The 12898-nt window shown below is 45.3% G+C and carries 14 protein-coding genes and 1 pseudogene; 1 reads left to right on the top strand and 14 read right to left on the bottom strand.

Going from position 1 to position 12898, the window contains the following annotated elements:
* Positions 1-35 precede the first annotated feature (35 nt).
* The 14 genes from BLU87_RS13535 to BLU87_RS13470 all read right to left on the bottom strand — a co-directional run bounded on the left by BLU87_RS13535 (position 36) and on the right by BLU87_RS13470 (position 12382).
* Positions 36-263 (bottom strand): hypothetical protein, encoded by a 228-nt coding sequence (locus tag BLU87_RS13535; RefSeq protein ID WP_092349692.1) that lies wholly within the window; start codon positions 261-263, stop codon positions 36-38.
* A gap of 53 nt (positions 264-316) precedes the next feature.
* On the bottom strand, positions 317-553 hold the full coding sequence (locus BLU87_RS13530) for an addiction module protein (RefSeq protein WP_092349689.1): 237 nt from the start codon (positions 551-553) through the stop codon (positions 317-319).
* A 76-nt stretch (positions 554-629) separates the two neighbouring features.
* Positions 630-818 carry a hypothetical protein gene (locus BLU87_RS17470; protein WP_092349686.1) on the bottom strand — a complete coding sequence of 63 codons (189 nt, stop codon included), beginning with the start codon at positions 816-818 and terminating at the stop codon, positions 630-632.
* Between the two features lie 285 nt (positions 819-1103).
* Positions 1104-2747, bottom strand: coding sequence for an ABC transporter ATP-binding protein (locus BLU87_RS13520; protein ID WP_092349683.1), 1644 nt, complete (start codon positions 2745-2747; stop codon positions 1104-1106).
* Between the two features lie 132 nt (positions 2748-2879).
* On the bottom strand, positions 2880-3725 hold the full coding sequence (locus BLU87_RS13515) for a decaprenyl-phosphate phosphoribosyltransferase (protein WP_092349680.1): 846 nt from the start codon (positions 3723-3725) through the stop codon (positions 2880-2882).
* A 58-nt stretch (positions 3726-3783) separates the two neighbouring features.
* Positions 3784-5472, bottom strand: coding sequence for a hypothetical protein (locus tag BLU87_RS13510; protein WP_139167573.1), 1689 nt, complete (start codon positions 5470-5472; stop codon positions 3784-3786).
* 14 nt (positions 5473-5486) lie between these two features.
* The gene (locus BLU87_RS13505) at positions 5487-6341 is read right to left on the bottom strand and encodes a hypothetical protein (RefSeq protein ID WP_092349674.1); all 855 of its coding nucleotides are present in this window, start codon (positions 6339-6341) and stop codon (positions 5487-5489) included.
* Positions 6338-7150, bottom strand: coding sequence for an ABC transporter permease (locus BLU87_RS13500; protein ID WP_092349671.1), 813 nt, complete (start codon positions 7148-7150; stop codon positions 6338-6340). The genes BLU87_RS13505 and BLU87_RS13500 overlap by 4 nt, the downstream gene beginning before the upstream one ends.
* Positions 7147-7899, bottom strand: coding sequence for an ABC transporter ATP-binding protein (locus BLU87_RS13495; protein ID WP_092349669.1), 753 nt, complete (start codon positions 7897-7899; stop codon positions 7147-7149). Before BLU87_RS13495 ends, BLU87_RS13500 begins: the two co-directional genes overlap by 4 nt.
* Positions 7900-7976: 77 nt before the next feature.
* Positions 7977-8336, bottom strand: coding sequence for a hypothetical protein (locus BLU87_RS13490; protein ID WP_092349666.1), 360 nt, complete (start codon positions 8334-8336; stop codon positions 7977-7979).
* Between the two features lie 32 nt (positions 8337-8368).
* A complete protein-coding gene (locus BLU87_RS17885; protein WP_092349663.1) occupies positions 8369-8587 on the bottom strand; it encodes a type IV pilin protein in 219 nt (72 codons plus the stop codon).
* 393 nt (positions 8588-8980) lie between these two features.
* Positions 8981-10018, bottom strand: coding sequence for a biotin synthase BioB (locus tag BLU87_RS13480; protein ID WP_217637520.1), 1038 nt, complete (start codon positions 10016-10018; stop codon positions 8981-8983).
* Positions 10019-10148: 130 nt separating this feature from the next.
* Positions 10149-11360, bottom strand: a complete 1212-nt coding sequence (locus tag BLU87_RS13475; RefSeq protein ID WP_175498401.1) for a molybdopterin molybdotransferase MoeA — start codon at positions 11358-11360, stop codon at positions 10149-10151.
* Positions 11357-12382 (bottom strand): molybdopterin-binding protein, encoded by a 1026-nt coding sequence (locus BLU87_RS13470; protein ID WP_092349657.1) that lies wholly within the window; start codon positions 12380-12382, stop codon positions 11357-11359. Before BLU87_RS13470 ends, BLU87_RS13475 begins: the two co-directional genes overlap by 4 nt.
* Before the next feature lie 300 nt (positions 12383-12682).
* Between BLU87_RS13470 and BLU87_RS17465 the strand changes: the two are divergent.
* Positions 12683-12898, top strand: a pseudogene (locus tag BLU87_RS17465) (hypothetical protein); the annotation flags it as partial.

Here is a 12898-nt window from a genome sequence, read left to right as displayed (position 1 = left end):
ACAAGAAGGACAGGAACATTTTAAAGTGAGTAACGTCATAGACGATCTACCCAATATCGTGGTTTTTGCTTATTATGCATAATTGCGACAACAATAATTTCTTTTTTAAAAACTTGATAGAGTATCGAAAAAGGAAAACGACGCACCACCAGCTTTCGAATCCCATTTTCAATTACCGGGGACGTTTCATGATGATCCATTATTCCATCAATAGCGCTTTCAATGATATCAAGGAAATTTTCGCCAAGTGTTGAAACTTGCAATTCGTACTATGCCGCAGCTTCGAACATCTCTATTTCTGCTGGTGCAACCTGCATTAAATTGTCTTTATTTTTTTACGAACTTCACGAAACACATCACGACTTGATCTCGCGGTTATCTTACCATCCTTGAATTCCTGAAATCGCCTTGAAGCTTCCTGCATCCATAAATGTTGCAGGTTTTGTTCATCAAGATCATCTAACCCTTCAATAAGATGTCTGATCAATAATGCTCTTTCCTGCAATGGCATTTTTTTTGCCTGCTGTTCGCATTTCATCAATTCCGTTAGCATAAGACAATCTCCTTGCGTAATCCTCTATGTAAAAACAGTGAAATGCGGGGCACTATTAAATAACTAAGCCCTTCACCTATTGCTCATTCAACAATGTCTGCACCTGCACAGCCATGCTCTGCTGAGAATGAAAAGCTACAATTGACGTCAGGTTCATATTATCAATAATCTCATCAATGGTTTCAAGATAAGTATTGGCTGATCTGGAACAAAAAAGATGGATCTTCAGCAAGTGCCTTGAAAGAAAGAGAGCTATCTGCTTCATACTCTTCCCGCATACGGAGCAGCAACGTCAGATTGACCACCCAGAACAGAACTGACATATTTTTGAACCATCATCATATTTCGTCCATCCTGTTGGTCGTTTTCCCCTTGGCTCATAGACGACACCTCTTTTAGACAAGCACCTAGACACAATACACATCAGATACGTTGGTGTTTAAGGACACTCAGCCGGACCAATTTTATTCCCGGCAAAGAATCATCAAATATTGACTGAACTTGCTAGGGAGAAGAATCGTTACTGCCCACGCAACTGTTACATATAAAACTAACCTTGACCTAATTTCAGCAGCATATCGCAATCAGCCACGGTAGATGGCCGATGGGAAACAACAATTAACGTCTGCTTTCCCTTTAAACTCAAGAGCAACTGTCGAATTTCAGCATCTGTATCTTCATCTAGAGCGCTGGTTGCTTCATCAAAAATAAGCAACTGCGGTTGACGATACAGAGCACGGGCTATCGCCACCCGCTGGCGCTGTCCGCCGGATAAACGGATGCCCCGTTCTCCAATTTGGGTAGCAAACTTCTGTGGTAACTGATCGAGGAAATCTATTCTGGCCATTGCGCAGGCTGAAGCCACTCTTTCCAGGTCAATCTCCTGTGCTTCAAGACCAAAGGCGACATTTTCCGCCAAGGTGCCGTCAAAAATATATGGTGTTTGTGGAACATAACCGATGTTTTGCCGCCACGACGGCAGATTATCCTCTGTCAAGACAACCCCATCGACACTAATCGTACCACTTTGCGGTTGCAGTAACCCACACATCAAATCAACCATGGTGCTTTTACCGCAACCTGAAGGCCCCATAATACCAAGTGACTGCCCTTTTTTAAGAGTCAGGTTGAAATTTTCCAACACTGGTTGCTGCGGAGTATAAGCAAAACTGACCTGATCAAAAACAACGTGTCGATTAAAAGGCATTGCCAGTACAGGCACACCCGCACTCCGATGTGACTGGGCACGAGAATTCAGTTCCTCTAGTAAGGAGATGACATAAGGACGCGCGGTGCGGATACCCGCCAGTGAGGCAACCACCCGATTAAACGCTGGCAAAGTGCGCCACGCCGTCACCGCCAGCAGAGCCGTCGTCCCCGTGGTCTGGAGCGGCGAATAACCGAGGCCAAACAACATCAGCAATATTGCCCCAGCTATTAGGACAAAGCCAATTGATTCTAAAACCAGCAGCGGTGATTCGCGCCAAAATTGCTGCGAACCGAACATCTGGGCAAAACGTTGTGCCGACAGGACAAATTTGCGCACAAAAAACGGTGCGCTCGCCGTGATTTTGACATCCTTGACCCCGTGAATTGAACGCGTGATCTGACGATTCATGTCGATATCGCACGAACGGCAACCAGTGGCACTGCGATCTAACCCACGGCGCAATCCACGGTAGACCAAGAAGCCCGCCCCACCCTGAGCACCAATAAACAACAATGAAACCAACGGTTGCACCAACAATAACCCGGCTAGCAACACCATTAGCATGCTCAATTCACAGATCACTTTTAAGTAAGGATTAACAAAAAAGCGCCCCAAGTGATGACGCCAGTTCGCCAGATTCACCAAATCGGCACTATTTTGTTGCACGTGCCAGCGATAATCACGCGCTAAAATACCGGACAATATCTGTTGCCCAAAATATGCTTCCAATACCGCACCATAGCGAGCCGAACGGTAGGTTATAAAACCACGAAAAGCATTTTTTAAGGGCACAGCGATAATAACAAGAACACTCAGACAACCAATCATCTGTTTAGGAGAAGAGAGAATTGGTGCCAACACAGAAAATGAGCGCAATGTTTCTAATGTTGCAAGGTTAAAGGTTGCCTGTGGATCTGACACCGCCGCCGCATAAAAAGCAATGAGCCCCACTACCGCTGTTTCTCCAACAGCTAGCAGCAACATCGCCACACATAAGAGGTGAAATCGCTTCCGCAACGCTGGAGAACACAGGCGATAGACCTGTAAAAATAAAATATTGTCCCAATATGTTTTTATCGAGCTAGCTGACTTCAAATTGCCGCCTTAAGTAATGGATCAAAAATAGATATCAACACCAACCATTAACACCCAGCACAGGCCCACAATCAGCAAACGGGGATCTTTCAATAACGCTGCTGTCGGGTCACCGTCTCCACCGTGTTGAACGCGGTAAATATAGCGGAACAATCCATAGGCACATAGCGGTATCGTGTAAAACAGACTGTCGTGGGTATAACAGTAAATGCTGTAAGTCAGTAAAACCGTAACTGAGGTCACATATAATACAAGACTAAGAAATCGCGGCGTATAAGCGGCTAAAGAACTACGGTGGTGGTGCGCGTTGGCTCCCAACATCTTGATTTCACCAAGGCGCTTACCGGCACTTAAATAAAATGCTAGCAAAAGCACCGACAAAAACAACCACACACTAACGTTAACGTGACTGGCAGCACCACCTGCTTGTAGACGGAGCAAAAAAAATGCCGCGATAGTCAGGAGATCTAGCAGCAGAATATTTTTTAGCACCAAGGTATATAGTAATGACAACAGGATATAGGCTAGCAGCCAGACCAACACAGATTGCGCCCAGATTAAACCTAAAGAAATCGCAATAACGGTTAAAAACAGCGCTAATGAATAGGCTTGAGCGACAGTGATTGTACCTGCAGGTAACGGCCTTAAACACTTTTTCGGATGGAGTTTATCGGCGTGGCGATCAATAATATCGTTAAATACATAGGTCGCACTGGCAGCCAAAGAAAATGCGACAAAAGAAAAGAGAATTTGCTGCCAGATAGCAACGCTGAATATCTTACCCGCTAAAAACGGCGGGAACAATAGCATCAGGTTTTTCAGCCATTGATGGGGTCGGAGCAGTTTTAAATATGCATGGTAATCCATCAAATCCTGTCCCGTTTTAAGATAGCAAATCCCGACCAATCAAACATAAGTCTGACAGTTAAAAGCCTTCAGTCAATTCCTTATCTGCCTTGTTACGGATAGGGTCCGATTCAGCGGCAAGATGATAAGCCTGGGTAAAATAACGCTGCGAAAGCTCCTTGTTGTGTTCATTTTTTTCTAAACGACCAAGTTGGTAATAGTAAGCGGCAGTCGTCGTATCGGTCGCTAATTGCAACAAAAAGGTTCGTAGTTCTTGGATAATGGTTGTGCGATCAAGCGATTCCTCTTCCGATAATTCCAAAAACACATTGACAGCCCGGTTCGAATTCCCTTTTGACTGCTTGATCACATCCAACAGTTTGAGTCTAGCGTAATCATAATCTTGTCGTTCCATCATCGCCACGGCCATATTGATATCGTACTTGTCGTGATAACCAAACCTATATTTTGATGCGGCGACACTAAAACATTTTTCAGCTTCATCAATTCGGCCTTGTTCCACCAAGGCGACACCATAATTGTTCCACGCCTTTTCACTTAAAGGACTTTTTTTGACCGTATCGGCCCAAAGTGATTCGTTCGTCGACCATTGCCAACTGCGGTGCAAAGAAATAGCAAACGAGGTCCCCAGCAATAGCAGGCAAATAGCGAATATAAATCGTGGCGCTAACTTTGCGGTTGATAAACACACCACAACCACAGGCAACACAAAACCCAAGGAAATATACACATAACGCTCAGCGTACGGGGTCCATGCAATCTGATTAAAAGCTATGACAAAAGCGGGTGAAACTAAAGCCGCAGCCGTAAGTAGATAGCCCGAGACGATGGAACGCTTTATGAACAAATAGACCAGCAAAAGCAACAAGGAAATCGCAAGCAATTCATAAAGAGGATCAACTTCGATAATGGCAAAATTTAATGGTAGCGGGAGAAAAATCTTCTTAAAATAGAAACCCAAAGCACGTAGACAAACAAAGAATGAATAGAACCAATCACTATCAATAATCCGCAGAGTGAGACCAATACGTGAAGAATCTCCCTTCAAAATCAATTCACGCATTTGAACCATTAGAAACCAAGCCGTACCGCCAGCAACGCTCAGTAAACCCAGCAGAATAAAAAGACGTTGGATAACTTTTTTATAGTTCAATCCCGTTGGGTTCTGTTGCGCCCATAACAAAAAGCCAAAACCGGCTAAAAAGGCAACAGAGGTTTCTTTTGCTAAAACCCCCATCCCAGCAAAAAAGATGGCAGGCAACAACCAGCGGAAACGTCTATTGATACGAAACTGCATTAAACACAAGGCACTACTGAACACAAACGTTGCCGCCAGGATATCGGTACGACCAGAGAGCCAATTAACCGATTCTGCGGTGAGCGGGTGACAAAGAAAAAGCAACCCACCCAGGACCGAAAAGTGCCAGCGGTATCGATGCGCAATAAGCAGAGACTGGGTTAGCAATAAAACCAGCAGGGCGTTTAAGGTATGAAAACCAATATTCTCCAGATGCATCACACGCGTATCAGCATCCCATAATAGCTTATCGGCAGTAAATGAAAGGGTATTCAAAGGACGATAGTAAAGACCTGTGGTGTTTTTTCTGATAAACGTTTTTTCCAGGTTCCAACTCGTACGTTTTTCAATCCGTTGCATTTGATCGGGGTCATCGACCGTAATCAGCTCACCATCAATAACAACGCCAAACGTCATAAGCGCTAAAGCGCAAAACAACAACGCTATCAAAATCCCCCGGAAAATCACTTTTCGACCGTAATAAAATTTGAGCTACTATCGACACGTCCATTCGGGTGTAAACGCCACTGCCCACCATAAGGCTCTGTTGGGATACTTTCAACGAAGCCATTCTGAACCAACTCGTCGATACTTGTCGCTTTTCTTCCCTGTTGCTGCATAAACAAAAATGCAGCATCTTCAAGCTGTGCCGCCCCCTGTAACGCCACTAATCGCTTTTCCAGTTCTGAACTCATTTTGATTTGTTTATTTTGTACCAACATTTCTTCTAAAAAGAGTAATGCCGTTTTTGAGCGCGAACCATAAAAAGCTAGCCGAGAAGCCAAATTAGGAAAATAAGGGGGGCTGCCATCAATAGCGGCGGCTTGCTTGATGTAATTAGCACCTTGGACAAAATCTTTTTTAAAAAAGAAATGATTAAAGCCAATATAATAGGGCAACCGCCAATCATCAGGACGCGCCTTGATCCCTTTTTCCAGCAGCATATTCGCTTCATCATACATTTGAGCCTGCCACGCCAGCATCATCTCGGCAAAAACATAGGGATCCAAAAAGCTGCCGTCTAATGTGGTGATACGATCAAGTAACAAGTAAAACTGATGCCATTCTTCCGGTAGCGTTTTCGATTGTTCCATCAGCTTACGGCCAATAAAGTTTGACGCATTCAGGAACATCATGTTGGCCATCGCCCCTTTAAATTCGAGGCTGGAAGCGACTAAAACCGATGCAGGAACCCGACCTATATCACTCATTTCTGCCGATATCTGCTTGCTGCGCACATCGTGTACAGCAGCGTTTAACCAAACAACGATACTGAAACAACCAACAAGAATAACAATTGACAATCCTGTTTTTTTCACGCCAAGTCTCGTCGATTGAAAAAGAGGGTCGAAAGAACTAAAAGAACCACAATATAAGCAGTGGCATAAGTGGTCAAAATCAGAACATCAGTAAAAGGGATAGACAGGCCATGTGCAGCTGCCGATTTAAGATCGAAAGCGGCCAAATTGGGAAATAGATATTTAACCACATCAACGGTCATACGAATTGAATCGGAGATCTTGATCATTGTCACTTCAACCTGTAAAAAGCGCACCACATCGTCGATAGAGTGACCAATCACATAACTGAACAACGTCAATAATGTTGCCAAAAATGAACTTGTTGTCACTGTTGACCACAAAACCACAAACGCATTAAGAATTAATACAGACAGCCATGACAAAAAAAGTGCGGCGACAATGCTAACCCAGGAAACCGTCACAAAAAAACGGCTCCCAAATAGAAATTCCCCACCCCACAAGCATAACCAGACACCACCGGTAAGCAACAACATAATCAGGCCGGTTATGAGGAATAATCCAAAAAACTTACCAATCAGATACTGACCACGAGATATGGGCCGGGTGAGCAGAGTAAAAATGGTTCGCCGTTCAATATCTTTCGCTAAAAGATGGATAGCTAAAAAAAACGGAATCGTTAACCCGCCGAGAGTGACCGTTGCCATACAAAAATCGAGAATAACTTTGGAGATATCGCGCAAGAAAAAACCGCTGACTAAAACAGTACAGCCCATCAACAGTAAAGCAGCAAGTAAGACACCGTACAGAACCCGGTGGCGTAAGCCTTCTTTAAAACTTAATAATGCTACGGCATATACACCTCTCATTGCTGCCCTCCCGCTCCGACAGTGCGAACAAATAATGTTTCTAGCGGGGACTCGCCTCTAACGTCAGGGGTGATATCAAGCAACTCCTGTGGAGTGATCGTCAATGCAAGTTGACCTCTATCCATAATAGCAATTCGGTCACAAATACGTTCGACATCGGTGAGAACATGGGAGCAAAAGAGCACTGTATTCCCCTGATCGTTATAAGCACGGATAATATCCGTCACCATCTTACGTCCTAGAGGATCCAAACCAGACATCGGCTCATCAAGAATCAGGATTTCGGGTTGAGTGAATAAGGCGCATGCCAGTGCGGCACGTTGCACCATCCCTTTTGAAAAAGTACGGATTTGTTTGTGCCTGACATGATCAAGGCCGACCATCGCCAAAACCTCTGGTATCCGCTGTTGCGCCAACGGGTTTTTAAGGTTTGCGGTACGGGCAATAAAAATAAGGTGATCATTGACACTCAGATTATCATAAAGGCAGGGGTTTTCCGGTAAGTACCCCAGAGACTGGCGGCAACGTAGATCGCTGGGAAAAAAACCATTCAATTTGATAGTGCCAGAATTTGGACGAACTAAACTGAGTAAACTTTTCAGTAAAGTACTTTTCCCTGCACCGTTGGGGCCAATGATACCAAATATTTCACCACACTCAACATGCAAAGACACATGAACTAAAGCGTTGGTCGGTTTTCTTCTAACACCACTCATGTAAGTTTTTTGAAGTTGAGACACCTGTATCATATTATGTCATCCAGAATCAAAAAAACCCCCTCAAAAGAGGAGGCTTTTAATAAGCTTTAAAGAACTAACAAATAGCTCTAACCGCCAACTTGTGTCCAGTCATCATCGTCAGGATAGTCAACAGAATCATCGGCCTCAATGATATTAGTATCTGAAATATCCGACGAATCAGCAACTTCTATACTTTGCTGATAAACTCCTTGATCGCCAGACATCACTGCATAGCACATACTTCCCTTATTATTAGCACCAGTTAAGGCATAAGAATCATCACCATCACTATCATAACTTAGAAAGACACCTGGTGATAAAGAAAGTTCATTAGTTGGATTATCACCATTATCAGAAATTGAAGTTCCACTACCCAAAGTTACAGCTGCCATGCCAATACTTGGAATGATCATGCATACTGCGATTAAAATAATTATTTTTTTCATGTTTTAAACTCCTTTTATAAAATTTAACTGCTTTATTCTTCAGGGTAGCTAAACCATGTTGCATAATATCCTTCAAGATCTGTTCTTTCATTCCGAACATCACTCATAGCCTGTGCGTTAAAACCACGCTCACGGTATGAGGCAAACTGAGGGATAGCAATGGCGGCCAGAATACCGATGATCGCAACAACGATCAAAAGCTCGATCAGGGTGAAACCTTTTTGATTCCCTTTACGGAACATTTTTAACATTCTAAATCTCCTTTTCTGTGAGGATCCATCAGCCAACATATTCGACTGATGCTATATGTGGACATTGTTTCAAATCTAACTGAGTACAATACAATCAGCATGCCAAAGTCGCTGACAAAAAGATGAAATCAATCATTTATTGTTGTTTTAGCATATATCCAATCCTTATTAACACCAATCAATAAATCATAACCTCTTGATAAAAGATCATTTTAGCTCGAATGCAACGAGCAGCAATATGCACAGCAAAAGTAAATTTTCATTATTAATGTTATTCTAATACTGCGCCAAGGGCTGCAAACCCGATAAAAATAAATAGTTATTCATGATCAACTGTCAATTTTTGACAACTTAGGTGACATTTTTTGTCACCTAAGTCATTATGCGGCAGTTTTACTTTGTCGATTTGAAGCAATTTGAAGGGAGGTAGGGATCATAATCCATCTCCTTGTGAATCTGCTGACAATGCTCAACACCGGTACCACGGCCACCAACGGTGTCACTTTGCCGGTCGCGCGGATTTGAACCCACTTCAGGAAAGAACAGGTTGGCTCCCGCCATTAAAGAGGCGGTATGGGGTTCATGGGTGCAGTGGGCTTTAGGGATGTTCCCCATAATCAGACGACTGACAGCAACCAGCCGCGCCATCTCCAGTTCGCTGATCATGCCAAATTTTGCCATAGGTGAACCGGGGAAGTTGATCCTGCGCATGACACCGCTATAGGTCGCGCCATAATCACGGGCAAGAAACATCAAATCAATGATCTCTTCATCGCTATGTTCAGGACCTACGGGTTCAACACAATTCATCCACAGCAGACCGACATCACGCAGCACTTTGACGGTTTCAATCCGTTTGTTCCGGTTCAACGGCGTATCCCGCCCTTCCCCCAGACGGACAGCGTGATAAAAGCCGGTAAACCCCGATTTGAGCAGCTCTTCACCTTCGGCGTGATTGATGTCGCGGGTATTGGCAATCAACGGCACCGAGACTTCCTGACTGAGGACTTTGCCGACCCGCAGCAGCTTGGAAAAGGGATAGGTCCCGGTGGTCATCAGATTAATGGCGTCACTCCCCTTTGCAGATGCATCTTTCGCCCAGGCGATGATCTGTTCATCGGAGTAATCAATCTTCTCGGTAAAAATTCCCGCCTTATGGGTCAGGCTACAGAACAGACAGTCAAGGGGGCATGGTTCAACATTAAGACCGATATGCAGATGGTTCTCCCCTTTATTGCCAAACTGTTCCCGTGACATGCGGTTGGCAATCTCCATCAGCCGGTAACAGTCGGTGCTGTGCAGGGGAAGCTGCATCAGCTGCATCCCCTCTTCGCGGGTTAAAGGGACAAACTCTGCCGCCTTTTGAAAAATATCATCCATACGGGGGATTGATGATGGGCTCATGGGTTCTGCGCTCATATTGTTAGGCATGGGTGTCCTTTCCTTTCGATTTCACCGTAGCTGAATTTTCAACTGACGACATCATGACGATTATTAACTATGGATTTGCGAGGGTACGGGTTCTCGCTGCGAACGGGTTCAGAGGACGCAGCAGATCAATTTAAAACTGCGCGCTAAATTCTAAAAGCTCAACGCTCTCACCCGCTTGCCGTTGGTCGATCTCGTCTCCGAGCAACACCAGTCCATCACATGAGCCGAAGTTGAGATAATGAGACGTCATCTGACTGGCGAGTTTATGCACTGTCTCCGGACCGGAATAGTTATCCAACTGCACGCGAATAACATCCCAGCGCCCTTTTCGCCCTTTAAGCGGAGTTGCAAGGACGGCAGGACGAACTTTAGGCATGACATCATCCACCCCCATCAACCGTTTCACCGTCGGCAGCAGATAATAGAAGAAGTTGACCAAGAAGGCAGCCGGATAGCCGGGCATGCCGAAAAACAGGGTGGCGTCTCGCTGAGCAACGATCAGCGGTCGTCCTGGTTTGATCCCCGTGCGGTTCACCAACACCTCAAAACCATTGGAATGGAGGAGCGGCCGGATGAAGTCGTATTTGCCCATGGAGACACCGCCGGAAGAGATCACCAGATCGCACTCTTTCGCCAATTGTTCGAGACTTTGACGAATCGTGTCAGCATCATCGTTGACAGGACCAAGGACTTTATACGGGACACCTAACTGTGCCAGACAACCGCTAAGAAAATGGCGGTTACTGTCATAAACGCTGCCAACGCGGTGAGGTTGCCCCACCTGTAAAACTTCATCACCGGTGATCAGGATGCCAACGACCGGCAATCGATAAACTTTCACCTGTGCAATCCCGGAGCAACAGAGGACACTATGTTGAACCGGGGTCAACCGGGTTCCAGCGGAGAGAATACGGGTTTCTGCCGCCATCTCTTCGCCAATCCGATTAATATTTTCACCGACTGCGACATCGGCTTTAAGCTCAAGAAGATTATCGGTGACACCGGTGTCCTCAACCCGGATAACGGCGACACCACCTTCGGGCACAGTGGCTCCCGTCATCACCGCAGCGGCTTGTCCAGCGGTCAAATCCAGTTGCGGTAACTCTCCAGCGCCCAGAGTTTCAACTATTTGGTAGTGGCTAAGCCCCGGTTGGTTGACAGCAAATCCGTCAACAGCACTTCTGCGAGTATCGGGAAACGGATGTGGCGTGAAAATATCTTCAGCCAAAACCCGCCCAAGGGCGGCAACGCTGTTGATCATCTCAGTTCCGACAGGGATCACGGCATCAATCAAGACCTGTTGGGCGTCTGGCAATGGCAGCGGTCGTTTTTCAGGCATCATGAAGCCCCCCATCCGAAGGGGCAAATGGGATAATGACACTTGGGACAAAAGTGACACAATCCACCGTGACCCGACTTAGCGATCTCTTCTTTACTAATGGTTTCACCGGCGAGAATGCGCGGTAAGAAAATATCGAGGGCGGTTTTCTCAAACACCAGTGCCGCAGCTGGGACAGCGCAAACCGGAATCGCATTAATATATCCAATGGTCAGGTTATTCCCCGGTTGAATGGGATTGCCCTGCTCGTCAAACTGGACTCCAGCCTCGTGCAACGCTGTCACAGTGACATCATCTGGATCCACCGAACTGCCCCCTGTCACCAAAACCAGATCGCTCTTTTCTGCAGCTTTTTTTACAGCTTGACTGATTTCAGCCTTGACGTCAGGAAGGATAGTCGTATAGGTCACAGTCACTCCGTATTGCTGTAACTTTGCGGTCAGCAGCGGGGTAAAACCATCGGTAATCCGTCCGCTATGGACTTCGTTACCGGTCACAAGAATAGCAGCGGTCTTAATCTTATAAGGTTTGACGCAAATGAGTGGTTGCTCGACTTGTTCCAGCATTTGCTCCAGCATTTGGCGGGTACAGGTCAACGGGATAATTCTGAAAGCCGCGACCTGCTTCCCTTTCACGACGGGAAAATTATTATGGATCGTTGGCAATGAAGGGATGGCTAAGCGATTAAGCTGCGCCAAGCGCTCATAATCGACTTTAAAAATTCCTCTGATTTGTGCGTAAAAGTTGATCTTACCTTCACGCGGCTGATCCTCAAAAGAGATATTTTCGCCAGCAATTTTAGGAGCAAGGGTGGTCGCAGCTGTGTCTTCATGGACATCAGTTTCAAATTCTTCGCACACATAAATATGATTTTTCCCAAGCCCTTGCAGGACGCTGATATCCTCTTCCTGAATCACATGTCCACGCTTAAAAGCGACCCCCTTGTAATTCATGCTGCGTTTCACCTCGGTAATATCGTAACCAAGTGTTTCCCCTACAGCTTCTGCCAGTGATAATTTCTTCATGATCAAACCTCAGTCTCAACGGGAGGAGCAACCCCCATGTTAAACTCCGAACAGGGTGACATTCTATTCAGCCACATTATCTAGATTGAAAATCAAGCCAATTAAAAACGTTGGCATAATACTCATTCACCATGGTGTTGTCGAGGCTCAGCTCATACTCAAAGAACGGAAGAACCCTTAATCGGCTCTACCTCAAAGAAGGGGGATAAAAAGATCCTGACCTGAAAAAAGGCATACCAAAGAATTATGGTATGCCCCATAAATTGATCAAATTTCCAACCAAAGAAAGGAGATCAATCTATGGAAAGATTATTAACAGGATTAGTCGATTTTTCAATCAAAAAGGTCATCAGCGTCAGGCCTGCTCGATTGGAAGTTGTTTACAACAGAGAAACCTGTTGTCCCCAATGCGGGAGTTTGAGAAAAAGAATCAAGGCGAGTTTCTGGCGAAAGATTAACAGCACCCCACAGCAGGGGCACCCTGTTACCTTGCTTGTTTATTGCCATAAATATCAC

The sequence above is a fragment of the Desulfuromusa kysingii genome (genome assembly GCF_900107645.1).
GTDB classification, from domain to species: Bacteria; Desulfobacterota; Desulfuromonadia; order Desulfuromonadales; family Geopsychrobacteraceae; genus Desulfuromusa; species Desulfuromusa kysingii.
Note: the sequence above shows the minus strand (reverse complement) of the source record. Positions and strands in the feature narration are given on the sequence as shown.